Origin of the sequence: Burkholderia seminalis (genome assembly GCF_001718535.1) — a bacterium.
Lineage (GTDB): Bacteria > Pseudomonadota > Gammaproteobacteria > Burkholderiales > Burkholderiaceae > Burkholderia > Burkholderia seminalis.
Genome location: NZ_CP013398.1, coordinates 3,397,756 through 3,421,616 on the forward strand (window position 1 = coordinate 3,397,756; position 23,861 = coordinate 3,421,616).

The following is a 23,861-nucleotide window of genomic DNA, read 5'->3' on the forward strand; positions in this document are numbered from 1 at the left end:
CGCCCGAGGCGCTCGCGCACGACGGCATGACGCCGCTCGAGCGCGAGCTCGCGCTCGCGTCGTTCGGGCCGGTCGCCGCGCACGATACCGCTCACTCCGCCGCGCCGCACGCAGGCGCCGACACCGCTGCCGCCGCCCCGCGCGCGCCGCACAATCCGCATCTCGCGCACTGGCGCACGCACCTGAACGGGCTCGCCGCGCGCAGCCACCGCGCGCTGCCGCTGCGGCCCTGCGGGCGCCTCACGCGCGCGGCCGGCCTCGTGCTCGAGGCGATCGGGCTGCGCCTGTCGGTCGGCGCCGAATGCACGATCGAACTGCCGCCCGGCAGCACGCTGCCGCATGCGGAAGCCGAAGTCGTCGGCTTCGCCGGCGACCGCCTGTTCCTGATGCCGACCACCGACGTCGCCGGCGTCCTGCCCGGCGCGCGCGTGTGGCCGCGGGAGGCCGCGCCCGTCGCCGACCCGCTCGCGGGCGCGAAGCGGCTGCCGGTCGGCTGGGAGATGCTCGGGCGCGTCGTCGACGCGTCGGGCCGCCCGCTCGACGGCCTCGGCCCGCTCACCGCGAAAGTCGATGCGCCGCTGTCGGCGCCGTCGATCAACCCGCTCGATCGGGAGCCGATCCACCACGTGCTCGACGTCGGCGTGCGCGCGATCAACGCGCTGCTCACCGTCGGCCGCGGCCAGCGGATGGGCCTGTTCGCGGGCTCGGGCGTCGGCAAGTCGGTACTGCTCGGCACGATGGCGCGCTACACGAGCGCCGAAGTGATCGTGATCGGGCTGATCGGCGAACGCGGCCGCGAAGTGAAGGAATTCATCGAACAGATCCTCGGCGAGGACGGGCTCGCGCGCTCGGTCGTCGTCGCCGCGCCGGCCGACGTGTCGCCGCTGCTGCGGATGCAGGGCGCCGCGTACGCGACCTCGCTCGCCGAGTATTTCCGCGACCAGGGCAAGCACGTGCTGCTGCTGATGGATTCGCTGACGCGCTACGCGATGGCGCAGCGCGAGATCGCGCTGGCGATCGGCGAGCCGCCCGCGACCAAGGGTTATCCGCCGTCGGTGTTCGCGAAGCTGCCCGCGCTCGTCGAGCGCACCGGCAACGGGCCCGAGGGCGGCGGCTCGATCACCGCGTTCTACACGGTGCTGACCGAAGGCGACGACCAGCAGGATCCGATCGCCGATTCGGCGCGCGCGATCCTCGACGGCCACATCGTGCTGTCGCGCGCGCTCGCCGAGGCCGGCCACTATCCCGCGATCGACATCGAGGCGTCGATCAGCCGCGCGATGACGGCGCTGATCGACGAAGGCCATCTCGATCATGTACGGCAGTTCAAGCAGATGCTGTCGCGCTATCAGCGCAATCGCGACCTGATCGCGGTCGGCGCTTACGCACCCGGCCGCGACGCGCAGCTCGACCGCGCGATCGCGCTCTATCCGCGCATCGAGGCATTCCTGCAGCAGGGCTTTCGCGAATGCGCGCCGTTCGCACCGAGCCTCGCCGCGCTCGATGCGCTGTTCGACGCTTACGGAGGCTGATCCCGATGGCTCACGGCTTTCCCCTTCAACTGCTGCTCGACCGTGCGCAGGACGACCTCGACTCGGCCGCGAAGCAGCTCGGCACCGCGCAGCGCGACCGCACCGCGGCCGCCGAACAGCTCGACGCGCTGCTGCGCTACCGCGACGAATATCACGCACGCTTCGCGCAGTCCGCGCAACACGGGATGCCGGCCGGCAACTGGCGCAATTTCCAGGCGTTCATCGACACGCTCGACGCGGCGATCGCGCAGCAGCGCAACGTGCTGGCCGCCGCCGAAGTCCGCATCGACGAAGCGCGCCCGAACTGGCAGCAAAAGAAACGCACCGTCGGCTCGTATGAAATCCTGCAGGCGCGCGGCGTCGCGCAGGCAGCGACGCGCGAGGCCCGGCGCGAACAGCGCGACGCCGACGAACACGCCGCGAAGATCCTGCGCATGCGGGCCGACGCGGCCCGCTCGTCGTAACCGACCACCGCATTCGAACGAGAGAACCGACATGCCTCCCCTGCCCCTGCTCGGCGCGCTGCTCGATACCGCCGGCGCCGCACTCAAGGCCGCCCGCGGCGCGGGTTCGTCCGCCGCCGGCAACGATGCATCGGCGACCGCGACCGCCGTGCCGTTCGCGCAGACGCTGAAGCAAAGCGTCGTCACGCGTCGCGACGCGTCGAGTACCGCCGCGCCCGATGCGTCGACGACGCAGGCCGCGTCGAAGCCGGCCGCCGGCACGAAGCCGTCGGGCACGGACGACGACGACAAGTCGACCGACGCCGCGAACGCGACGACCAGTCCGGACGCCGCCGCGCTCGCGGCCGCCGCGGCCGTGCAGGCGCAACTGCAGGCGCGCACGGACAACGCGACGACGCCGGCCGATGCGGCTGGCACCGCCGCCGCTGCCGCTGTCGCCGACACGACGCAAAAAACGGCCGTGTCCGGCCAGCCCGACGCCACGGCGACGCTGGCCGATCATGCAACCCGGGATACGGCTGCCCTGCCGCTCGAACCGGCGTCGAGCCGCGACGCGCTGCAAGCCGCGCTCGCCAAGCTGACGGGCGGTGCGGGCGCGATCGCGCTGCCGGCAACCGGCACGTCCGCAGCGGCAACGACCTCGGCGCCGGCGGCTACCGCGTCGAGCGCCGCCGCGCCGCTGACGCCGAAGGTGCCGACGTTCGACCGTACGCTCGCCGATGCGAAAGGCGCGCTCGCCACCCAGCAGGCGCCGGCCCAGGCCACGCCGCAGGCGCTGCAGGCCGACGCGAACGCGCAGTCCGGCGCGCAGCATGCCCTCGCGGCCGCCGGCGACGCGACCGATCCGGCCGCCAGCGCAACGCTCGCGGCCGGCGCAACGGCCGCGGCCGCCGCGCAGGCGAACCTGCAGCTGTCGCCGGCCGCCGGTGCGATCGCCTCCGCCAACGCGCACGTGCTCGCGCCGCACGTCGGCAGCGCCGACTGGACGGACGCCCTGAGCCAGAAGGTCGTGTTCCTGTCGAATGCGCACCAGCAGAGCGCCGAGCTGACGCTCAACCCGCCCGATCTCGGGCCGCTGCAGGTCGTGCTGCGCGTCGCGGACAACCATGCGCACGCGCTGTTCGTGTCGCAGCACGCACAGGTGCGCGAAGCCGTCGAAGCCGCGCTGCCGAAGCTGCGCGAGGCGATGGAAGCGGGCGGGCTCGGGCTCGGCAGCACGACCGTCAGCGACGGCGGCTTCGCTTCCCCGCAGCAGAACCCGCAACAGACCTTCTCCGGCGGCCAGTCGTCGCGGCGCGGAAACGGCGAACCGTCAGCCGTCGATGCACCGGCCGACGTTGCGCAATCCGCACCGGCCGCCGCGAGCGTGAGCCGCGCCGGCCTCGTCGATACGTTTGCCTGAGCATGGCCGCTGCCGTGCGCGCGCCGCGCTCAGCGGCCGTGCACCGCGGCAGCCGCCTCGCCGCGCGGTACCCCGCCCTTGCGCGCCGCGACGATGAAGTCCGCCGCGCGCTCGCCGATCATCACCGACGGCGCATTCGTGTTCCCGCCGACCAGTGTCGGCATCACCGACGCATCGACCACACGCAGCCCTTCGACGCCGCGCACGCGCAACTGCGGATCGACGACCGCACGCGCATCCGAGCCCATCCGGCACGTGCCGACCGGGTGGTAGATCGTGTCGGCATGCGCGACGATCGTCGCGCGCAGCTCGGCCTCGCTCTGGTCCGCCCGCGTGTACAGCTCGCGCCCGCCCTGCGACGCGAGCGGCGCCTGCGACAGGATGCGGCGCATCGCCTGCGTGCCGCGCACGAGCAGGTCGAGATCGCGTGAATCGCTGAAGAAGCGCGGATCGATCAGCGGCGCGTCGCGCGCATCGCCGCTCGCGAGCGCGACCGTGCCGCGGCTGAACGGCCGCAGCGCGCACACGTGCAGCGAATAGCCGAACCCCCAGTGCATCTTGCGGTTGTGGTCGTCGACGAGCGCCGTGCAGAAATGCAGCTGCAGGTCGGGACGCTCGAGCGACGGATCGCTCTTGATGAAACCGCCGGCCTCCGCGACGTTGCTCGTCATCATCCCCGTGCGGCTCGAGAAATAGCGCGCGAGCGCGGGCGTCATCTTCGCGATCCCGCGCACGCACACGCCGACCAGCTCCGACGAATTCACGCGCGTGTTGATGATGAAGTCGATGTGGTCGATCAGGTTCGTGCCGACGTCCGGCGCATCCTGCACGACCGCGATCCCGTGCCGGCGCAGTTGCTCGGCCGGGCCGATCCCCGAACACATCAGCAGCTGCGGCGAATTGAACGCGCCGGCCGACAGGATCACCTCCGCGCGCGCGCCGAGCGTCTCGACGCGGCCGTTGCGCGATACCGCGACACCGACCGCGCGCTTGCCGTCGAAGCCGACGCGCAGCACCGTCGCATCGGTGATCACGTGCAGGTTCGGCCGGTTGCGGCCGTAGATGTACGCGCGCGCCACGCTGCAGCGCGAGCCGTCGCGGTGCGTGACCTGGTAGAAGCCGACGCCTTCCTGCGTCGCGCCGTTGAAGTCGTCGTTCAGCGGATAGCCGGCCGCGTGCGCGGCCTGGATGAATCGTTCGGAGAACGGATTGCGAAAGCGCAGATCCGACACCGTCAGCGGGCCGTCCGCGCCGTGCCATGCATCGGCGCCGCGTTCGTTGCCTTCCGCGCGGCGGAAATACGGCAGCACGTCCTGCCAGCCCCAGCCCGTCGCGCCGAGCTGCGCCCACTCGTCGTAGTCGCCCGGATGGCCGCGCGTGTAGATCATCGCGTTGATCGCGCTCGAGCCGCCCATCCCGCGCCCGCGCGGCTGGTAGCCGCGCCGCCCGCCGAGGCCCGGCTGCGGCACCGTCTCGTAGCCGTAGTTGGTGCCGAGCTTGAACGGCACCAGCGCCGCGATGCCGACCGGCATGTTGACGAGCAGGTTGCGCTCCGTATGCGAGCCGGCCTCGATCAGCGCGATCGTCGCATCGGGGCAGGCATCGGCGAGACGGCCGGCCAGGCTCGACCCGCCCGAACCGCCGCCGACGATGATGTAGTCGTATTGCATGTCACGTCTCCGTCGTGTCATGGAGGGCGCCCGGCACCGCCGCGCGACCGCGTCTCCTCTTGTAATGTTCGGGCATTGTAGGAACGGCCGTCGCATGCACGGCGCGCGGATTCAAGAGCGATTCCTCTAAACGCCCGCGTGAACTAAATTTAAGATGTATCGATTCGCTTCGCGCGATACGCCGGCCACGAGAAGCCGGTCCGTCGCGAAACGGGAGGGACGACGATGCAGCGCCGGATTCTGCAGGCCGTGTGTCGACCGGGTGGTCCGGATGTCACGCGCGCGGCCCGCATTTCATTTCAAACGGCCGCCCCCGCGGCGACGCTCGGCATCATGCGCTCGGTCGATCGAAATCGAACGGCACGGGTCGTCGCCGACCGTTTGGATAACGTATCGCCGCAGCCGCACGATGCATCGCGATACGGATCGGCGGACACGTCGCCCGGCGCTGCTTCGGTGCGCCGGCATGCGATCGCGCGGCAGCATCGCACGCCCGCTCGTCACCGCCTCGGGGCGCGCACGCGTGCCGTGCGACACGCGTGTCGACGGCGGACACCGTCGCGCGGATGCGACGCCCGCCGCGGGATGCAACCGGTTTTCGAGTACACGTCGCATCCGGCCCCGCGCCGCGCGACACGCATCACCCGATCCGCGCCGCCGCGCTCGCCGAGCGTGCGGCGTGACGGCCGGCCGGCCCGCCCGGTCCAACTGGAGGAGACGACATGAAGAACGACCTGCCCGAACTGGCCCCGCAAGCACTGCCGTCGGTCGACGCGCTGACGGCGCTGCTGCGCGACCAGCGCGCGGCGTACCTGCGCGCACCGTATCCGGCATGGGAGACGCGCATGCAGCACCTGCGCGCGCTGCGCACGATGCTGATCGACCATGCGGACGCACTCGCCGAGGCGATCAGCGCCGATTTCGGCCATCGCGCGAAGCAGGAAGTGCTGCTGTCGGAAATCTGGATGGCGAAGGAAGAGATCGATGACGCGCTGAAGCACGGCAAGCGCTGGATGAAGCCGATCCGCAAGCCGATGAACAAGTGGCTGCGGCCGGCGCGCGCGAAGGTGATTCCGCAGCCGCTCGGCGTGGTCGGCATCGTCGTGCCGTGGAACTATCCGGTGCTGCTCGCGGCCGGGCCGCTGATCTGCGCGCTCGCGGCCGGCAACCGCGCAATCATCAAGATGTCGGAACTGACGCCGCGCACGTCGGCCCTGTTCGAGCAACTCATCGGCAAGACCTTCACGCGCGACCACGTCGCGGTCGTGAACGGCGACGCGGAGGTCGGCGCCGCGTTCAGCGCGCTGCCGTTCGATCACCTGCTGTTTACCGGTTCGACGCATGTCGGCCGCCACGTGATGCGTGCGGCCGCCGACAACCTGACGCCCGTCACGCTCGAGCTCGGCGGCAAGTCGCCGGCCATCGTCGGCCCGAACGCGCGCTTCGACGCGGCCGTCGACGCGATCGTCGCCGGCAAGTCGCTGAATGCGGGCCAGACCTGCATCGCGCCCGACTACGTGCTGCTGCCGCGCGGGATGGAAGCCGCGTTCATCGAGCGCGCACGGGCACGCTTCGCGAAGCTGTATCCGAACCTGGCGACGAACGGCGACTACACGACGATCGTGTCGCCGCGTCACTACGCGCGCCTGCAGCAACTCGCGAGCGACGCGCAGGCCGCCGGCGCGCAGCTGCATCCGCTGTCCGACGCGCCCTCCGATCCCGCGTCGCGCCGCTTCGTGCCGTGCGCGGTCACGCAAGTGCCGGCCGCGTCGCAGTTGATGCAGGAGGAAATCTTCGGGCCGCTGCTGCCGCTCGTGCCGTACGAGCGGCTCGACGAGGCGATCGCGTACGTGAACGCCCGCCCGCGTCCGCTCGCGCTCTACCTGTTCGACGAGGATGGCGGCACGATCGACCGCGTGATGCGCGAAACGATCTCGGGCGGCGTGACGATCAACGAAGCGCTGATGCACATCGCGTGCGGCAGCTTGCCGTTCGGCGGTGTCGGCGCGAGCGGCATGGGCGCATACCACGGCTACGACGGTTTCGTGACGTTCTCGAAGATGAAGCCCGTGCTCACGCAGGCGCGCCTGAACACGCGCAACCTGCTTGCGCCGCCGTACGGCAAGCGCTTCGCCGCGCTGATCAAGCTGATGCTGAAGCTCTGAGGCAGCCGTATCGGACGGGCCGCGCGCATCGCGCCGCGGCCCTTGCCAGCCTGCCGCGCGGCGGGGATGCCGCGCGTGCCGTCACACGGGCCAGAGCGGCCCTTCCTGCATCGCGCCGATCTGCTCGCGCAACTCGAGCACGCGCGCTTCCCAGTAACGGTGCGTGTTGAACCACGGGAAGGCGGCCGGAAACGCGGGATCGTCCCAGCGCCGCGCAAGCCATGCCGCGTAGTGGATCAGCCGCAGCGTGCGCAGCGCTTCGACCAGATGCAGCTCGCGCGGCTCGAATTCGCAGAAATCCTCGTAACCGGCGAGCAGGTCCGCGAGCGCGCGCGACGCGCCTTCGCGATCGCCCGGCAACAGCAGCCACAGATCCTGGACCGCCGGCGCCATCCGGCTGTCGTCGAAGTCGACGAAATGCGGGCCGGCATCGGTCCACAACACGTTGCTCGGATGGCAGTCGCCGTGCGTGCGCAGCAGGCGGATGTCGCCCGCGCGTTCGAACGCGGCCTCGACGCCCTCGAGCGCGAGCGCGACGGCCGTCTCGTAGGCCGGTCGTACGTCATCCGGGATGAAATCGTGCGCGAGCAGGTAGTCGCGCGGCTCGTAGCCGAACGTATGGATGTCGAGCACGGGACGCGCGACATACGGCTCGGTCGCGCCGACCGCGTGAATCCGGCCGATGAAGCGGCCGAGCCATTCCAGCGTGTCGCTGCGGTCGAGATCGGGGGCGCGCCCGCCGCGCCGCTCGAAAATCGAGAAGCGGAAGCCGTCGAACGCGTGCAGCGTACGGCCGTCGAATGTGCGCGCGGGCACCGCCGGAATCTCGCGCGCGGCGAGTTCGGCGACGAACGCATGCTCTTCGAGAATCGCGTCGTCCGACCAGCGTGCCGGGCGATAGAACTTCGCGACGACCGGCGGGCCGTCTTCGATGCCGACCTGGTAGACGCGGTTTTCGTAGCTGTTGAGGGCGAGCAGGCGCCCGTCGGTGCGCAGGCCGGCCGGTATCAGCACGCTGTCGAGCGCGTCGAGCACGCACTCGGGCGTGAGGCCGGCGAACGGCGGGCTGGCGGGAGAAGCGGAAGCGGAAGTGGCGTCTGTCATGCCCCGCATTGTGCCGCCAGCCGGACCGAAAGACGAGCGTCCGGTGCGGGGCCCGCTTAGTGAAGCGCCGCGCCGGCCGGCAGCACGGATTCGCCGGTGTCGATCAGGTCCTCGAGAAAGAACGGCTCGGTGTTGAGTTCTTTCGACTCACCCGGCACGCCCGCGTACCAGGTCACCATGGCCATGTCGCCCAGGATGCGCTGGACGATGCCGCGCGCGCCCTTCGGCACCGCGATATGGGTAGTGCAGACAATCGACCCGATATGCATGATGGTTCCCCACTCTTGACTCTTGAAACCCGGCCCGCTGGCGGGCCGGCAAATGCACGATCCGCGCCGCTCTCGACGAAGCGTTGCGCGTCATCCCATTGTTCACGGTTTATCGAAGCACGAAAAGAAGAAGAAGCAGGCGAAGTGCCGCGAATTCGTCGAATGTCTCCAATCAACCACTGCGCCGGGCACGTACTTGCCCGCCCGGTTACCCCCATCATACCCTGTCGAATGTGACTGCCCGCCGAAACCGCCCGGCACGCCGGCACGCACGTGATCGACGCATCGCGTCGTTCGTGATGCGACGCCGCCGACAAGGGTTGCGCTCGATCCTTGCCTTGCGGTACCTTTAGCCTTCATCCGCGTTCAAGCGCCTTCCGACACGATGCATCCGCTCACGTCCGCCCTCGCCCAATCCCGGCCGCAGTTCGACTCGCGGCCGCAGGCGTGCGCGCATCCGTCGGTCCTGCCTCCTCCTGTCGCACCGCCGCTCGTCGGCGCCGCGCCGCCCCCTCCGGCAGCGCGCGCCGGCTGACCAGCCGGCTGCCGTTTCGTCTTCCATTCGCCCCCGCTGGCCGCAGTGCGTGCATCGTCACGTACCGCCTGTTGCCGCGCGCGCGGATGGAACGTTCCGATCCGTTCGACAGGTGGATTCACATGGTTTCGTTCAAACGCGCGCTCGCCGCGCATGGCGCGACGTCGCTCTTCGTGCTGCTGTGGAGCAGCGGCGCGATCTTCTCCGAACTCGGGCTGCGTCACGCGTCCGCATTCGCCTTTCTCACCGCGCGCTTCGCGCTCGCGTCGCTCGTGCTGCTCGCGCTGGCCGTCATGCGCAAACGCTGGCTGCCGCCGCGCGGCGAGCGGCGCATGGCCGCGCTGACCGGCGTGCTGATGATGGGCGGTTATTCGATCTTCTACCTGCTCGCACTCGAGCGCGGAATCGCGCCCGGTGTGCTCGCAACGATCCTCGGCGTACAGCCGATCCTCACGCTCGCGATCGTCGAGCGACGCTGGCAACCCGTGCGCGTCGCGGGTCTCGCGCTGTCGCTGGCCGGGCTCGCGCTCGTCGTGTGCCGGGGCGCGAGCGGCGGTGCGGGCGGCCTGTCGGCGGCAGGCATCGCGTGCGCGCTCACCTCGCTCGTCGCGCTGACCGCCGGCTCGCTGCTGCAAAAGCGCGTACGCGCGGCGCCCGCCGACGTGCTGCCGCTGCAGAATGCGATCGGCCTTGCGCTGTGCGTCGCGATCGTGCCGTTCCGGCCGGTGTCGTTCGAGACGAGCTGGGCGTTCGTCGTCCCGCTACTGTGGCTCGGCGTCGTGATTTCGGTGATCGCGCAACTGCTGTTCTACCGGTTGATGCAGCGCGGCGATCTCGTGAACGTGACGAGCCTGTTCTATCTCGTGCCCGTCGTCACCACGCTGATGGATGCCGTGTGGCTCGGCAACCGGCCGGAGCCGCTCGCGCTCGCCGGCATGGGGGCGATCGTCGCGGGGCTCGCGCTCGTGTTCCGCGCATCGGCCGCCCGCGCGCAACCCGAGCGCGCGTAAGCGCGCGGGCCGCCGCGCTGCGGTGCGGTGCGGCGGCCCGCATCGGACACATGCGCCCAGTGCGCGAAAAACGAAAGGAACGGGAAAGATACGCGCAAGGCGTTCGTCTGACTTGCGGAAAAAATGCGTGTTTCCGCGGGCTTTCCGCTGATTTTTAATGGTTCGGATAGCGAAAAGCGCCGCCGGTTGCCTATACTCGAATTGACCGCCCCGCTCGCAAACGGGTCGGGCCAACACTAGAAACACCCGGCATGGGGCCGAATCAAGCGCCAACGCACTGACTCCGGCCGGCACTGGAGACACGCATGACGACCTATTTCACGATCGGCGACTTCATCCTGTTGATTCCGATGGCGCTGGCCGGAGCGCTGTTTCTCGGCGCGGTACCGTGCGCCACCGAATTCCGTCACAACCTGCTGCGCGTGCTCGGCGTCATCCTCGGCGTCGGCGTCGCGGTGTTGCTCGTCGAAGGCCTGCCTGCGCTGATCTAGCGCGGCACCCGGCGTTATCGCACGCATCGCTGCGCCGCGGCGATGCGAGGGGTTGCCCGCACGCCCGCGATACGGCACGCGAGATCGTTTCGCATGCCGTATCGACTGCCGGTCAGATCGCCTGATCGGTGGACGGCTTTTCCCACAGATTGATGCCGCCTTCGGTCGCGTAACGATCGATCTCCGCCAGTTCCTCCGCCGAGAATTCGAGGTTCTTCAACGCGCCGACGTTTTCGCGCACCTGCTCCGCACGGCTCGCGCCGATCAGCGCGGACGTCACGCGGCCATTGCGCAGCACCCACGCCAGCGCCATCTGCGCGAGGCTCTGCCCGCGCCGCTCGGCGATCGCGTTGAGCTTGCGCACGTGCTCGAGGTTGTCCGCGCTCAGGTGATCCTGCTTCAGCGAGCCGCCGCCCGGCTTGTTCACGCGCGCGTCGGCCGGCACGCCGTTCAGGTATTTCGACGTGAGCAGGCCCTGCGCGAGCGGCGTGAACGCGATGCTGCCCGCGCCGACGTCGTCGAGCGCGCCGAGCAGGTCGCCCTCGATCCAGCGGTTCAGCATGTTGTACGACGGCTGGTGGATCAGCAGCGGCACGCGGTACTGCGCGAGCAGCTCGGCCATCTCGCGCGTCTTCGCGGCCGAATACGACGAGATGCCGATGTAGAGCGCCTTGCCTTGCTGCACGGCCGACGCGAGCGCGCCCGCCGTTTCCTCGAGCGGCGTGTGCGCATCGAAGCGGTGCGAGTAGAAGATGTCGACGTAGTCGAGCCCCATGCGCTGCAGGCTCTGGTCGAGACTCGCGAGCACGTACTTGCGCGACCCGCCGCCGCTGCCGTACGGCCCCGGCCACATGTCCCAGCCGGCCTTCGTCGAGATCAGCAGCTCGTCGCGATACGGCCGGAAATCCTCCTTCAGCAGCCGGCCGAAGTTGGTTTCGGCACTGCCGTACGGCGGCCCGTAGTTGTTCGCGAGATCGAAGTGGTTGATGCCGAGATCGAACGCGGTGCGCAGGATCTCGCGCTGCGTCGAGATCGGCGTCGAGTCGCCGAAGTTGTGCCACAGGCCAAGCGACAGGGCGGGCAGTTTGAGCCCGGATTTGCCGCAGGTGCGGTATTGCATGCCGGCATAACGTTCGGAAGCTGCTTCGTAGGCCATGAATAATTCCCGTCAGGACATCGGACAGAAGGACGCGCGCCGGCCGCGCACGGCGCGGCGGCGGCGAAGGAGTCGTACGACGACTATGTTAGCGAAAGCGGCCGGAACGCGCACGGCCGCGTCGCGATGGACGTGACCGCGGTCGTCGCCTACACTGCGGCGTCTCGAATCACCGTTTCAGCGAGGTTGGTATGTCCCGGGTCATCTCGGTTGCATTGCTCGTCGGCGGCGTCGTGCTGCTGTACTTCGGCGGCCAGTCGTTCCATTCGATCAACGACAACGTGTCGCGCTTCTTCACCGGTTCGCCCGCGACGAAGACGATCCTGCTGATCGTCGGCGGGGCCGTCGCATCGCTCGTCGGCCTGATCGGCCTCGCGATGCCGGGCGCCAAGCGCTGATCGCGCGGCCGCACCGCGCACGCACGGCCCGCGTCCTGCGGTCGGGCCGCACCAAACGAAACGGGCGGCCAGGCCGCCCGTTGCTTCATGCGCCGGCGATGCGCCGCATCGCCCGATACGTCGCGGCATCTGCGCGCCGCCCGATTCGCACCTAGAACTGCACTTCCGGCTTCGACGCCGAGCGCGTGCCGGGCACCGGCCGGTTGCTCGCGCCGTGGTACGTGTACACGAGCGAGAATTTCACCTGGTCGGAGCGGTTCTGTCCGGCCGAATGCAACGTGTTGCAGTGGAAGAACACGACATCGCCCGTCTGCAGCGGCGGGCAGGTGGCCGCGTCGATCAGCTTGCGGTTCTCGGGCAGGTCGCCGCGGAAAAACTTCGCGTCGTCGAACGCTTCCGGCCCGAATTCCGCCGTATGCGAGCCCGGCACGAGCCACAGCGCGCCGTTCTCGTTCGTTTCCGGCCCCAGCGCGAGCCACACCGACACCATGTCGGGACGCGCGAACGACCAGTAACGGAAATCGCGGTGCCACCCCGTCAGGCTGCCGTACGCGGGATGCTTCGTCATCATGCAGTTGTGATGCGCGCGCGACAGCACGGGCTCTTCACCGAAATACTCGCGCATCCACGCGCCGATTTCGGGGGCGATCGCCCGTTCGGCGAACGCCGGATCGCGCGAGTACGCATCGAGCAGCCGCCGCACCGTGTGCCCGCCCGGCGCATGCTTCGACTCGGGCGCGCCCGGGTAGCGCAGATCGGCTTCGAATTCGATCGGCTCGGCGGCCTCGCGCAACTGACGCTCCGCGATCTGCCTGAGCGTCGCGCACTGCTGCTCGCCGACGAGGCCGCGCGCGACGACGAAGCCGCGCTCGCGCAATTCCGCGACTTGCGCGCGGATCGATTCCGACTGCAATGAAGACGACATGGGATGCCAGACGTTTATTGTGTGAATGTGACGATTGTAAATCGGCGCCGGATGCCGCGAACAGCGCCATTGTCGTGCGCAGGGGCATGCCAATCGCGGATTTGATCCGGCTCAAGGGAACTGTTCGTCGCGGCACCTGCCTCACCGACAGGCGGTATGCGGCACACGCCTTGCGGCTCAAGGGTTTATCGCGACTTTTGCCCGTCATGAATCCCCTGTAGCCTGTCGCGGCCTGTCAATTCTGGCGGGCGCGGCGCGCAGCGAGTTTCGGTAAGATCCGTTGCGCCATCCGAGGCCGTTCATACCAGTGCGCTCTCCAGGGCGCCACCCATACAAGCGAAGCATCGTTCACATGCCATTCCGTCTGACTTCCCGTTTCAACCGCGCTGCGAAGCGCGTCGTGCCGCCCGCTCCTGCCCGCTCGCTGCGCCATCACCGCGCCCGCACGCAGGCGCTGGCCGAGCGTACGCCCGCGCACAGCCGGCTGGACGGTATCCGTGCGTGGTTCCACGCATTTTTCTCGATGATGAGCGCGCAGGCATTCACACGCCGTGCCGGCCTGCGCTCGCTGCTGCAGAAGCCGTCGTCGCTGCGCGCGCTCGCGTTGCGCCGCGCGCTCGGCCCGCAGCGCCGCATCAACCGCCCGCGCCGCCTCGCGGCCAGCAACGGCTGGTTCGGGTTCGGCGCACGCTGAACGCGCGCCGGCGGGCACACCCGCCCCGCCACGATCGCCGCCGTTGCGCCGGCGATCGGCACCCATAAAAAAACCCCGGCAAGCCGGGGTTTTTCTTTGCGGGCGAACGACGCTTACGCGACGCGTGCCGTCGGCTCGACGCCAGCCGCTTCGGCCAGGGCGAGCGCCTTGTCGGTCGCTTCCCACGAGAATTCCGGCTCTTCGCGGCCGAAGTGGCCGTAGGCAGCGGTCTTCTCGTAGATCGGGCGCAGCAGGTCGAGCATCTTGATGATGCCCTTCGGACGCAGGTCGAAATGCTCGCGCACGAGCTTCGTGATCACCGCATCCGACACGCGGCCCGTGCCGAACGTGTTGACCATCACCGAGGTCGGCTCGGCCACGCCGATCGCGTACGACACCTGGATCAGCGCGCGCGACGCGAGGCCGGCGGCGACGATGTTCTTCGCGACGTAGCGGCCTGCATACGCGGCCGAACGGTCGACCTTCGACGGATCCTTGCCCGAGAACGCGCCGCCGCCGTGCGGTGCGGCACCGCCGTACGTGTCGACGATGATCTTGCGGCCGGTCAGGCCGCAATCGCCCTGCGGGCCGCCGATCACGAACCGGCCGGTCGGGTTCACGAGGAACTTGATGTCGCCCTTGATCAGCTCGGCCGGCAGCGTCGGCTTGATGATTTCCTCGATCACGGCTTCGCGCAGCGCCGGCAGTTCGATGTCCGGTGCGTGCTGCGTCGACAGCACGACGGTGTCGATCGAATCGGGCTTGCCGTCGACGTAGCGGACCGTCACCTGCGACTTCGCGTCCGGACGCAGCCATTGCAGGCGGCCGTCGCGGCGCAGGCTGGCCTGGCGCTCGACGAGGCGGTGCGACAGGTAGATCGGCAGCGGCATCAGTTCCGGGGTTTCGTCGCACGCATAGCCGAACATCAGGCCCTGGTCGCCCGCGCCTTGGTCGAGGTTGTCGTCGTGAGCACGATCGACGCCCTGCGCGATGTCCGGCGACTGCTTGTCGTACGCGACGAGCACCGCGCAACCCTTGTAGTCGATGCCGTAGTCGGTGTTGTCGTAGCCGATGCGCTTGATGGTGTCGCGCGCGATCTGGATGTAGTCGATGTTGGCCGTCGTGGTGATTTCACCGGCCAGAACGACGAGACCCGTGTTGCACAGCGTTTCGGCCGCTACGCGGGAATATTTGTCCTGCTCGAGGATGGCGTCGAGAATCGCGTCCGAGATCTGGTCCGCGACTTTGTCCGGATGGCCTTCGGAGACGGATTCGGACGTGAAGAGATAATCGTTTGCCACTTTTTCAGGCTCCTGTGTGGTTACGGTTGGTTTCACGTAGCCAGCTTCGTTGGGCCTGAAGCGGCGACGCTTTAGCGGATTACCAGGACCGGGCAGTGCGTGTGGCACCAGCCGGCTTCGCCCCGCAAGTTGTCAGTTAACTCGGCGAAGCCCGTATTATAGCGGCTTTCCTGAATTGTCACAGAGCGCCGCCCGTGCTGCATCTTCCGCTGTCTTACCACCCTGTTCTCGACATGCCGGCCAGCCGGTCCCTCGGAGGTTTCGCATGCTAGGTCGTCTAGCCACGCACCTCGCCATCGGCTTGCTGAAACTGCTCGCCCTGCTGCCGTACGGCCTGACCGCACGGTTCGGCGATGGTCTCGGCTGGCTGCTGTACCAGATCCCCAGCCGGCGAAAGCGCATCGTACACACCAATCTGAAACTCTGCTTCCCGGACTGGAGCGACGCGCGGCGCGAGGAAGTGGCGGGCCAGCATTTCCGCCATGCGATCCGCAGCTACGTCGAGCGCAGCGTGCAGTGGTTCGGCTCGGAGAAAAAGCTCGCGAAGCTGATCCAGGTCGACAGCGCGGTCGATCTCGACGATCCCGACCTGCCGCCGACGCTGTTCCTCGGCCTGCACTTCGTCGGCATCGAGGCCGGTTCGATCTGGCTGAACCGTTCGCTGCACCGCCGCTGCGGGTCGCTGTACCAGCCGTTCTCGAATGCGGTGCTCGAGGAAGCGGCGAAGAAGGCGCGCGGGCGCTTCGACGCCGAGATGGTCGGCCGCGCGGACAGCGCGCGCGTCGTGCTGCGCTGGCTGCGCGACCGCAAGCCCGTGATGCTCGGCGCCGACATGGACTACGGGCTGCGCAACTCGACGTTCGTGCCGTTCTTCGGCGTGCCGGCCTGCACGCTGACGGCCGTCGGCCGGCTCGCGAAGACGGGCCGCGCGCAGGTCGTGCCGTTCATCGGCGAGGTGCTGCCGAACTACAAGGGCTACCGTCTGAAGGTATTCAAGCCGTGGGATCACTACCCGACCGGCGACGACGATCTCGACGCGCGGCGGATGAATGCATTCCTCGAGGAGCAGATCCCGCTGATGCCGGAGCAGTACTACTGGGTCCACAAGCGCTTCAAGACGCGCCCGCCCGGCGAGCCGAGCCTGTACTGACCCTGCCGCGCGAAACCCGCGGGCGCGCCGTCACGTGCGCGCCTGCGCTCTCGCCACCTTCGGCGCGCCTTTCGCGCGCGCCCGCCACGGATCGTAGGCCGACTGCTGCGCGAGCCACAGATCGGCCCGCCCCTCGCCGTCCTCGCCGTCCTCGCCGAGCCACGCTTCGAGACGCAGCGCCATGTCCGGTGAGATGCCCGCATGACCGTGCAAGATGCGCGACAGTGCGGCTCGCGTCACACCCAGCTGCGACGCGGCCTCGGTGACGCTCAGGCCCAGCGCCGGCAGCACGTCGTCGCGCAGCGTTTCGCCCGGATGGGGCGGATTGAAGACGCAGGGCATGGCTTGAATCACCCCAGTGATGGTTCTGGTCGTTGACCAGCACGGCATCGGCGCCTTCGAACCGGAACGTCAGCCGCCAGCTGGCGTTGACGCTGACCGCGGAATATCCGATTTGACCGGTACGAAAACGCGCGTCCTGATCGCGCCGTACCTTCGCCGCGCGGCGGGCACGCATCGCCAGCGCCGCTTTCGCCGCGACGGCGCCCGCCGTATCCCGACAATTTGCCTGCCCGTCACCTGCCCGACCAGTCGACTGATCGACCGATACCGCCCGCCGGCGCGACGCGAAGCGCCGCCCCCGCGCGGGACGCCCCAGTCGGCTGCATGTATCATTTGCGGTTGAGATCTGCACGACGAACGACACCGCCCGGCCCGGCCGCCGGCCGTTCATGCCGTGCCGACCGCCTTGTTCGTCATGGAATTCCGGACCCAGTGAAACTCTCGTTCACCAAGATGCACGGCGCGGGCAACGACTTCGTCGTGCTCGACGGCTATTCGCGCGCGTTGCCGCCGCTCACCGACGCGCAGGTGCGCGCACTCGCCAACCGTCATTTCGGCATCGGCGCCGACCAGTTGCTGCTGGTCGAGAAACCGACCGTCGACGGCGCGGATTTCAAGTACCGGATCTTCAATTGCGACGGCGGCGAAGTCGAACACTGCGGCAACGGCGCGCGCTGCTTCGTGAAGTTCGTCAGCGACCGCGGCCTGACCGACAAGCGCAGCGTGCGCGTGCAGGTCATGAAGGGCCTGATCACGCTGACGCTGCAGGACAACGGCGAAGTCGTCGTCGACATGGGTGCGCCCGTGTTCGCGCCGGCGCAGGTGCCGTTCGATGCAGCGGGCCTCGACGGCCGCCGCGAAGGCCGCGACACGCTGTGGCCGCTCGACGTCGGCGGTGCGACGCGCTGGATCTCGACGGTGTCGATGGGCAATCCGCACGCGGTGCAGGTCGTCGACGATACCGACGCGTATCCGGTGCTGGAAGAAGGCCCGCTGATCGAACGCCATGCCCGTTTCCCGCAGCGCGTGAACGCCGGCTTCATGCAGATCGTGTCGCGCAACGAAGTGAAGCTGCGCGTGTACGAACGCGGCGCGGGCGAGACGCTCGCGTGCGGCACCGGCGCGTGCGCGGCGGTCGCGGCCGGCATCCGGCGCGGCCTGCTCGATTCGCCCGTGACCGTGCACACGCACGGCGGCACGCTGACGATCGGCTGGGACGGCGCGCGCGACGAAGCCGCCGCGCTGATGATGGCCGGCCCCGCCGCGACCGTGTTCGAAGGCGAAATCGACCTGAACGCCTGACCCTGCAACGTCCTTGATAACTGAACGCGCCAGCCACATGAACGATCGCGAAGTCGCCGACTACCTGCTCGCCAATCCCGAATTCTTCGCGCAGCACGCCGAACTGCTCGCGACGATCCGTCTCGCGAACCCGCACGGCAAGGCCGCGATCTCGCTGCAGGAGCGGCAGATGGAGATGCTGCGCGACAAGAACAAGCATCTCGAGCGCCGGCTGGCCGAACTCGTGCGCTACGGCCACGAGAACGACAGCCTGTCCGCGAAGTTCAGCCGCTGGACCGCGCGCGTGATCGCGGAACGCGATCCGTACGCGCTGCCGCGCACGATCGCCGACGGCATCGCCGACGTGTTCGACGTGCCGCAGACGGCGCTGCGCGTGTGGGACGTCGCCGACACCTACGCGCAGGCCGACTTCGCCCGCCAGGTCGGCGAGGAAGTGCGCCTGTTCACGAACGGGCTGTCGACGCCGTACTGCGGCGCGAACACGGGCTTCGAAGCGGCGCAGTGGCTCGCGCCCGCGCTCGCCGCGCCGGCCGCGCATGCGGCGGAAGGCGCCGAAGCCGCGCCGGCCGGCGACGGCGCGGCCACCTCGGTCGCGCTGCTCGCGCTGCGCACGCCGCTCGCCGGCACCGATGCGCCCGCGTTCGGCCTGCTCGTGCTCGGCTCGCCCGATCCGCGCCGCTTCCACGACGGGATGGCCACCGACTTCCTCGCGCAGATCGCGACGCTCGCGAGCGCCGCGCTCACGCGCCTGCTGCCGCACTGATCCGCCGCCCGCGATGACCGACGACCCGATCGCCGCCTACCTGTCGAACCTGAAACACGTCAGGCAGCTGTCGGAACACACGCTGCGCGCGTACACGCACGAACTCGACGAACTGAAGAAGCTCGCGGCCGGCCGGCCGCTCGACGCGCTGACGGCCGCCGACATGCGCGGCGCGGTCGCGCGCGCGCATGCGGGCGGGCTGTCCGCGAGGTCGATCTCGCACCGGCTGTCCGCCTGGCGCGCGTTCTACCGCTGGCTCGCGCAGCGCGTCGAGATGCCCGCGAATCCGGTTGCCGCGGTACGCGCGCCGAAACGCCCGAAGACCTTGCCGAAGGCGCTGTCGGTCGACGACGCGTCCGCGCTGATGGACGCGCCGCTCGCCGGCACGACCGAAGGCATCCGCGATCACGCGATCCTCGAACTGTTCTATTCGTCGGGGCTGCGCCTCGCCGAACTGATCGGGCTCGACGTGATGTATACACAGGCCGACGGCTACCGTTCGACCGGCTGGCTCGATCTCGCCGAAGCCGAAGTCACCGTGCGCGGCAAGGGCAACAAGGAACGCAAGGTGCCGGTCGGCCGCAAGGCGATCGACGCGCTGAACGCGTGGCTCGCGGTGCGCGGCGAATTCGTCAGGCACGACCCGCATCCGCTGTTCGTGTCCGTGCGCGGCAACCGGATGTCGCCGGGCGTCGTGCGCGAGCGCGTGAAGCGCGCGGCGCTCGCCGCGGGCATCCCCGCCAACGTCCATCCGCACGTGCTGCGCCACTCGTTCGCGACGCACGTGCTGCAGTCGAGCGGCGACCTGCGCGCGGTGCAGGAACTGCTCGGCCACGCGAGCGTCGCCGCGACGCAGGTCTATACGTCGCTCGACTTCCAGCATCTCGCGAAGATTTACGACAGCGCGCATCCGCGCGCGAAGAAGCGCGACTGACGCCCTTCCCGTGCTACCCGCCGCGCACGGCGACCGATAACGGTTGGCTTCCGTCGCGGCCCATTTCGATCTCATCATGCAAACCGTCACCCTCAAGCCGTCCAAGGAAAAATCGCTGCTGCGCCGCCATCCGTGGATCTATGCGAATGCGATCGACCGCGTCGACGGCAAGCCCGCGCCCGGCGCGACCGTGCTCGTGCGCGCGCACGACGGCCGCTTCCTCGCGCGCGGCGCGTACAGCCCGCAGTCGCAGATCCGCGTGCGCGTGTGGAGCTTCGACGAGCACGAGCCGATCGACCACGCCTTCTTCAAGCGCCGCGTGCAGCGCGCGGTCGCGCACCGCACGACGATGGTGTCGGGCACCGGCGCGGTGCGGCTCGTGTTCGGCGAGGCCGACGGGCTGCCGGGGCTGATCGTCGACTACTACGTCGCGGACACCGCCGAAGCCGGCGCCGCGCCGCGCGGCCAGCTCGTCTGCCAGTTCATGGCGGCCGGCGTCGAAGCGTGGAAGGACGCGATCGTCGCGGCGCTCACCGGCGCGACGGGTTGCCCGAACGTGTACGAGCGCTCGGACGTGTCGATCCGCGACAAGGAAGGGCTCGAGCAGACGACCGGCGTGCTGGCCGGCGATGCGCCGCCCGCGACGCTGATCTCGAACGAAAACGGCGTGCGCTATCACGTCGACGTGCCGAACGGCCACAAGACGGGCTTCTACGTCGACCAGCGCGACAACCGCGCGCTCGTCGCGCAGTACGCGGCCGGCCGCGACGTGCTGAACTGCTTCTGCTACACGGGCGGCTTCTCGCTCGCGGCGCTCAAGGGCGGCGCGACGCGCGTCGTGTCGATCGACTCGTCGGGCGATGCGCTCGCGCTCGCGCAGCAGAACGTCGTCGCCAACGGCTTCGACGCCGAACGCGCGACCTGGCTCGACGCCGACGCGTTCAAGACGTTGCGCCGCCTCGTCGACGAAGGCGAGCGTTTCGACCTGATCGTGCTCGATCCGCCGAAGTTCGCGCCGACCCGCGACAGCGTCGATCGCGCGGCGCGCGCGTACAAGGACATCAACCTGAGCGGCTTCAAGCTGCTGCGTCCGGGCGGCCTGCTGTTCACGTACTCGTGCTCGGGCGCGATCGACATGGACCTGTTCCAGAAGATCGTCGCGGGCGCGGCCGCCGACGCGAAGGTCGACGCGCGCATCCTGAAGCGGCTCGGCGCTGGCGTCGACCACCCGCTGCTCGCCGCGTTCCCGGAAGGCGAATATCTGAAGGGCCTGCTGTTGCAAATCGTCTGATCGCCCCGATCTAGACGCACACCCGCGTCCGCCGGCCCTCCGCGCCTGGCGGACCAGCGCTCGCCCCTGTCGTTCGGACGACGGGCGCGGGCTTGACAGGTATGTTTCAATGGATGGTTGTGCGCCCCGGCTCGCAGCGCGAGGGTGCGACGCACATCCTGGTTTTGACCCCGATTCACGAACCACAGGCGACCGACATGGCCACTCCCGTCACCATCCTCACCGGCTTCCTCGGCAGCGGCAAGACGACCCTGCTCAAGCGCATCCTGAACGAACAGCACGGCATGAAGATCGCCGTGATCGAGAACGAATTCGGCGAAGAGAACATCGACAACGAAATCCTCGTGCAGGATTCGAACGAGCAGATCATCCAGATGAGCAACGGCTGCATCTGCTGCACGATCCGCGGCGACCTCGCCCGCGCGCTCGGCGATCTCGCCGCGAAGAAGCGCGAAGGCAAGCTCGACTTCGACCGCATCGTGATCGAGACGACCGGCCTCGCGAACCCGGGCCCCGTCGCGCAAACCTTCTTCATCGACAGCGAAATCGCCGACGACTTCCTGCTCGACGCGGTCATCACGCTCGTCGACGCGAAGCACGCGAACGCTCAGCTCGACGAGCACGAAGTGGTGCAGCGCCAGGTCGGTTTCGCCGACCGCCTGTTCATCACGAAGTCGGACCTCGTCGACGATCAGACTGTCGCCGGCCTCAAGCACCGCCTGATGCACATGAACCCAAAGGCCGCGATCAAGGTCGTGAATTTCGGCGAAGCCGACATCAAGGAGATCTTCGACCTGCGCGGCTTCAACCTGAACGCGAAACTCGAGATCGACCCCGACTTCCTCGCCGAAGACGACCACGCGCATCACCACCACGATCACGACCATGAGCACGATCACGCCGGTTGCGATCACGATCACGGCCAATGCGCGCACGATCACGACCACGGCCACCACCATCACCACCACGCGCACCACGACGACAAGATCAAGTCGTTCGTGTACCGCAACGACCGCCCGTTCGATCCGAACAAGCTGGAAGACTTCCTCGGCGGCATCCTGCAGATCTACGGCGAGCGGATGCTGCGCTACAAGGGCGTGCTGTACATGAAGGGCGTCGACCGCAAGGTCGTGTTCCAGGGCGTGCACCAGATGATGGGCAGCGACCTCGCCGCGAAGTGGCTGCCGGTCGAGAAGAAGACCAACAAGATGGTGTTCATCGGCGTCGACCTGCCGCAGGACCTGATCACCGACGGCCTCGACGCCTGCCTCGCCTGACGCGCGCGGGCACCGCCGCGCACGGTGTCGCCCGGCCGCCTTTCCCGGTGGCCGAGGCGCCCGCGCGGCGCACTTTCCGGGCAGGGTTTCGCCGTCATCGCTTTTTCGCGATTTGCGCGTTATATTTTCTAGATATTGGCGCAGCCGACGGGGATCGACCCGATACGGCGCCCGCTTGCGATTCAGTTACAATACGTGCCCGCTGGAGTACGGCAACAAACAGGCCCGGTTCTTGCTGAACCAGTTTTCCGGGCATCGCAACCGCGCCGGATCGCCAATCCGCCTCCCGGCCGCGGCCGATGCGATGTGCCGCGCAGCACACCGGTTCGCAGCGCGCGCAACTCCGCGCCAGGCCTATCCTGGTATTTGAGAACCGGTTTTCCAGAGGCTTTCGGCCCCGCGGCGGCAAATCGCAAATGAATGCAAACGCGGTTGCGGGTAATCCCAAAGTGCAGGCAATATCTCTTGATTTGCCGCACATTGAAGAAGCAAGCAGATGACGAAGAAACTCTTGACCGAAGCCGAAATCCTGAAGATGAGCGACAAGGATTACATGAATGAGGATCAGCTCGCCTTCTTCAAAAATCGGCTCGAACAGTTGCAGGCGGACATCCTCAAGAATGCAGGCCAGACGACCGAGAACCTGCGCGAAACGGTGATCGTCCCCGATCCCGCCGATCGCGCGACGATCGAGGAAGAGCACGCGCTCGAGCTGCGTACGCGCGATCGCGAACGCAAGCTCCTCAAGAAGGTTCAGCAGTCGCTCGCCCGCATCGATTCCGGCGATTACGGCTGGTGCGAGGAGACCGGCGAGCCGATCGGCATTCCGCGGCTGCTCGCCCGTCCGACCGCCACGCTGTCGCTCGAGGCGCAGGAGCGCCGCGAGTTGCGCCAGAAGCTGTTCGGCGACTGATCGAGCGGCGTTCCGCTCAGACACGCTGCTTCCCGAAAGCGCGCGGCCTGCCGCGCGCTTTTTGTTTTTCCGGCACCGGTTCCCGGTGTGCCGATTTGCCCCCCGCCTCTTGATATCCCGGTGCCCGCCCTAAAATGAAACGGACGCGCGCCGGGCCGCTCCCCGGCGCACTGCGGATTCACGCGGCGGCGCGTCGCGCCGCCCGACTCTTCCCCGTTTTTCTCAAGGAACGCAGATGGAGCAATTTCACGGCACGACCATCGTTTCGGTCCGGCGCGGCGACAAGGTCGCGCTCGGCGGCGACGGCCAGGTAACCCTCGGCAACATCGTCATGAAGGGTGGCGCGCGGAAAGTGCGGCGGATCTACAACAACCAGGTTCTGGTCGGATTCGCGGGCGGCACCGCCGATGCGTTCTCGCTGCTCGACCGCTTCGAGGCGAAGCTCGAGAAGCACCAGGGCAACCTGACCCGTGCGGCCGTCGAGCTCGCGAAGGACTGGCGCACCGACCGGATGCTGCGCCGCCTCGAGGCGATGCTGATCACGGCCGACGCCACCACCACGCTCGTGATCACCGGCAACGGCGACGTGCTCGACCCCGAAGGCGGCATCTGCGCGATCGGCTCGGGCGGCGCCTACGCGCAGGCCGCGGCCCGTGCGCTCGTCGAGAACACCGAGCTGTCGCCGCGCGAGATCGTCGAGAAGTCGCTCGGGATCGCCGGCGACATGTGCATCTACACGAACCACAACCGCATCATCGAAACGATCGAGTAAG

The 23,861-nt window shown here is 68.6% G+C and carries 23 protein-coding genes; 16 read left to right on the top strand and 7 right to left on the bottom strand.

Features of this window, described 5'->3' with window-relative positions; all coding sequences use genetic code 11:
• The first annotated feature begins 26 nt into the window (after positions 1 to 26).
• From fliI to WJ12_RS15400, 3 genes are read left to right on the top strand one after another with little or no spacing between them, the layout of a single operon-like run.
• A complete protein-coding gene (fliI, locus tag WJ12_RS15390; RefSeq protein ID WP_264169519.1) occupies positions 27 to 1,532 on the top strand; it encodes a flagellar protein export ATPase FliI in 1,506 nt (501 codons plus the stop codon).
• Positions 1,533 to 1,537: 5 nt separating this feature from the next.
• A complete protein-coding gene (gene fliJ, locus WJ12_RS15395; protein WP_034190269.1) occupies positions 1,538 to 1,996 on the top strand; it encodes a flagellar export protein FliJ in 459 nt (152 codons plus the stop codon).
• Positions 1,997 to 2,027: 31 nt separating this feature from the next.
• Positions 2,028 to 3,398, top strand: coding sequence for a flagellar hook-length control protein FliK (locus WJ12_RS15400; protein WP_059561509.1), 1,371 nt, complete (start codon positions 2,028 to 2,030; stop codon positions 3,396 to 3,398).
• A 29-nt stretch (positions 3,399 to 3,427) separates the two neighbouring features.
• Here WJ12_RS15400 and WJ12_RS15405 read toward each other — a convergent pair whose 3' ends face one another.
• Positions 3,428 to 5,068: a GMC family oxidoreductase gene (locus tag WJ12_RS15405; protein WP_034190267.1), complete on the bottom strand. Its 1,641-nt coding sequence runs from the start codon at positions 5,066 to 5,068 to the stop codon at positions 3,428 to 3,430.
• A 722-nt stretch (positions 5,069 to 5,790) separates the two neighbouring features.
• Between WJ12_RS15405 and WJ12_RS15410 the strand changes: the two genes are divergently transcribed.
• Positions 5,791 to 7,233, top strand: coding sequence for a coniferyl aldehyde dehydrogenase (locus WJ12_RS15410; protein WP_059561506.1), 1,443 nt, complete (start codon positions 5,791 to 5,793; stop codon positions 7,231 to 7,233).
• 81 nt (positions 7,234 to 7,314) lie between these two features.
• Here the strand turns inward: WJ12_RS15410 and WJ12_RS15415 are convergent, their stop codons facing one another.
• Complete coding sequence (locus tag WJ12_RS15415; protein ID WP_082744767.1) at positions 7,315 to 8,337, bottom strand: serine/threonine protein kinase; 1,023 nt, start codon at positions 8,335 to 8,337, stop codon at positions 7,315 to 7,317.
• Positions 8,338 to 8,393: 56 nt separating this feature from the next.
• Positions 8,394 to 8,606 (bottom strand): hypothetical protein, encoded by a 213-nt coding sequence (locus WJ12_RS15420; protein ID WP_006477514.1) that lies wholly within the window; start codon positions 8,604 to 8,606, stop codon positions 8,394 to 8,396.
• Positions 8,607 to 9,263: 657 nt separating this feature from the next.
• Here WJ12_RS15420 and WJ12_RS15425 point away from each other — a divergent pair.
• Both WJ12_RS15425 and WJ12_RS15430 read left to right on the top strand, forming a co-directional pair.
• Positions 9,264 to 10,151, top strand: coding sequence for a DMT family transporter (locus WJ12_RS15425; RefSeq protein WP_034190263.1), 888 nt, complete (start codon positions 9,264 to 9,266; stop codon positions 10,149 to 10,151).
• Between the two features lie 305 nt (positions 10,152 to 10,456).
• Positions 10,457 to 10,642, top strand: a complete 186-nt coding sequence (locus WJ12_RS15430; RefSeq protein WP_011353526.1) for a hypothetical protein — start codon at positions 10,457 to 10,459, stop codon at positions 10,640 to 10,642.
• A gap of 112 nt (positions 10,643 to 10,754) precedes the next feature.
• On the opposite strand, the gene mgrA is transcribed toward WJ12_RS15430, so the two are convergent.
• On the bottom strand, positions 10,755 to 11,798 hold the full coding sequence (mgrA, locus tag WJ12_RS15435; RefSeq protein ID WP_034190262.1) for an L-glyceraldehyde 3-phosphate reductase: 1,044 nt from the start codon (positions 11,796 to 11,798) through the stop codon (positions 10,755 to 10,757).
• Positions 11,799 to 11,989: 191 nt separating this feature from the next.
• On the opposite strand from mgrA, the gene WJ12_RS15440 reads away from it, so the two are divergent.
• Positions 11,990 to 12,196, top strand: a complete 207-nt coding sequence (locus WJ12_RS15440; RefSeq protein ID WP_034190261.1) for a DUF3185 family protein — start codon at positions 11,990 to 11,992, stop codon at positions 12,194 to 12,196.
• 151 nt (positions 12,197 to 12,347) lie between these two features.
• Here the strand turns inward: WJ12_RS15440 and WJ12_RS15445 are convergent, their stop codons facing one another.
• A complete protein-coding gene (locus WJ12_RS15445) occupies positions 12,348 to 13,121 on the bottom strand; it encodes a phytanoyl-CoA dioxygenase family protein (protein WP_049028738.1) in 774 nt (257 codons plus the stop codon).
• A 352-nt stretch (positions 13,122 to 13,473) separates the two neighbouring features.
• On the opposite strand from WJ12_RS15445, the gene WJ12_RS15450 reads away from it, so the two are divergent.
• A complete protein-coding gene (locus tag WJ12_RS15450; protein ID WP_034190259.1) occupies positions 13,474 to 13,815 on the top strand; it encodes a hypothetical protein in 342 nt (113 codons plus the stop codon).
• A gap of 113 nt (positions 13,816 to 13,928) precedes the next feature.
• Here the strand turns inward: WJ12_RS15450 and metK are convergent, their stop codons facing one another.
• Positions 13,929 to 15,116, bottom strand: coding sequence for a methionine adenosyltransferase (metK, locus tag WJ12_RS15455; RefSeq protein WP_011546455.1), 1,188 nt, complete (start codon positions 15,114 to 15,116; stop codon positions 13,929 to 13,931).
• A gap of 265 nt (positions 15,117 to 15,381) precedes the next feature.
• Here metK and lpxL point away from each other — a divergent pair, with 265 nt between their 5' ends.
• Positions 15,382 to 16,266: a lauroyl acyltransferase LpxL gene (gene lpxL / locus WJ12_RS15460; RefSeq protein ID WP_034190258.1), complete on the top strand. Its 885-nt coding sequence runs from the start codon at positions 15,382 to 15,384 to the stop codon at positions 16,264 to 16,266.
• A gap of 30 nt (positions 16,267 to 16,296) precedes the next feature.
• Here lpxL and WJ12_RS15465 read toward each other — a convergent pair whose 3' ends face one another.
• Positions 16,297 to 16,608 (bottom strand): HigA family addiction module antitoxin, encoded by a 312-nt coding sequence (locus tag WJ12_RS15465; RefSeq protein WP_059561500.1) that lies wholly within the window; start codon positions 16,606 to 16,608, stop codon positions 16,297 to 16,299.
• A 432-nt stretch (positions 16,609 to 17,040) separates the two neighbouring features.
• Between WJ12_RS15465 and dapF the strand changes: the two genes are divergently transcribed.
• From dapF to hslV, 7 genes are all read left to right on the top strand, one after another.
• On the top strand, positions 17,041 to 17,910 hold the full coding sequence (gene dapF / locus WJ12_RS15470; RefSeq protein ID WP_034190256.1) for a diaminopimelate epimerase: 870 nt from the start codon (positions 17,041 to 17,043) through the stop codon (positions 17,908 to 17,910).
• 37 nt (positions 17,911 to 17,947) lie between these two features.
• A complete protein-coding gene (locus tag WJ12_RS15475; RefSeq protein WP_059561497.1) occupies positions 17,948 to 18,673 on the top strand; it encodes a DUF484 family protein in 726 nt (241 codons plus the stop codon).
• Between the two features lie 13 nt (positions 18,674 to 18,686).
• Positions 18,687 to 19,607 (top strand): tyrosine recombinase XerC, encoded by a 921-nt coding sequence (gene xerC / locus WJ12_RS15480; RefSeq protein WP_034190254.1) that lies wholly within the window; start codon positions 18,687 to 18,689, stop codon positions 19,605 to 19,607.
• A 76-nt stretch (positions 19,608 to 19,683) separates the two neighbouring features.
• Positions 19,684 to 20,898 carry a class I SAM-dependent rRNA methyltransferase gene (locus WJ12_RS15485; protein ID WP_049035196.1) on the top strand — a complete coding sequence of 405 codons (1,215 nt, stop codon included), beginning with the start codon at positions 19,684 to 19,686 and terminating at the stop codon, positions 20,896 to 20,898.
• 101 nt (positions 20,899 to 20,999) lie between these two features.
• Entirely contained in the window at positions 21,000 to 22,175 is a 1,176-nt protein-coding gene (locus WJ12_RS15490; protein ID WP_175029366.1) for a CobW family GTP-binding protein, read from the top strand.
• Between the two features lie 496 nt (positions 22,176 to 22,671).
• Positions 22,672 to 23,088 (top strand): RNA polymerase-binding protein DksA, encoded by a 417-nt coding sequence (dksA, locus tag WJ12_RS15495; protein WP_006477498.1) that lies wholly within the window; start codon positions 22,672 to 22,674, stop codon positions 23,086 to 23,088.
• Between the two features lie 235 nt (positions 23,089 to 23,323).
• Positions 23,324 to 23,860, top strand: a complete 537-nt coding sequence (hslV, locus tag WJ12_RS15500; RefSeq protein WP_006477497.1) for an ATP-dependent protease subunit HslV — start codon at positions 23,324 to 23,326, stop codon at positions 23,858 to 23,860.
• Position 23,861: the final 1 nt, after the last annotated feature.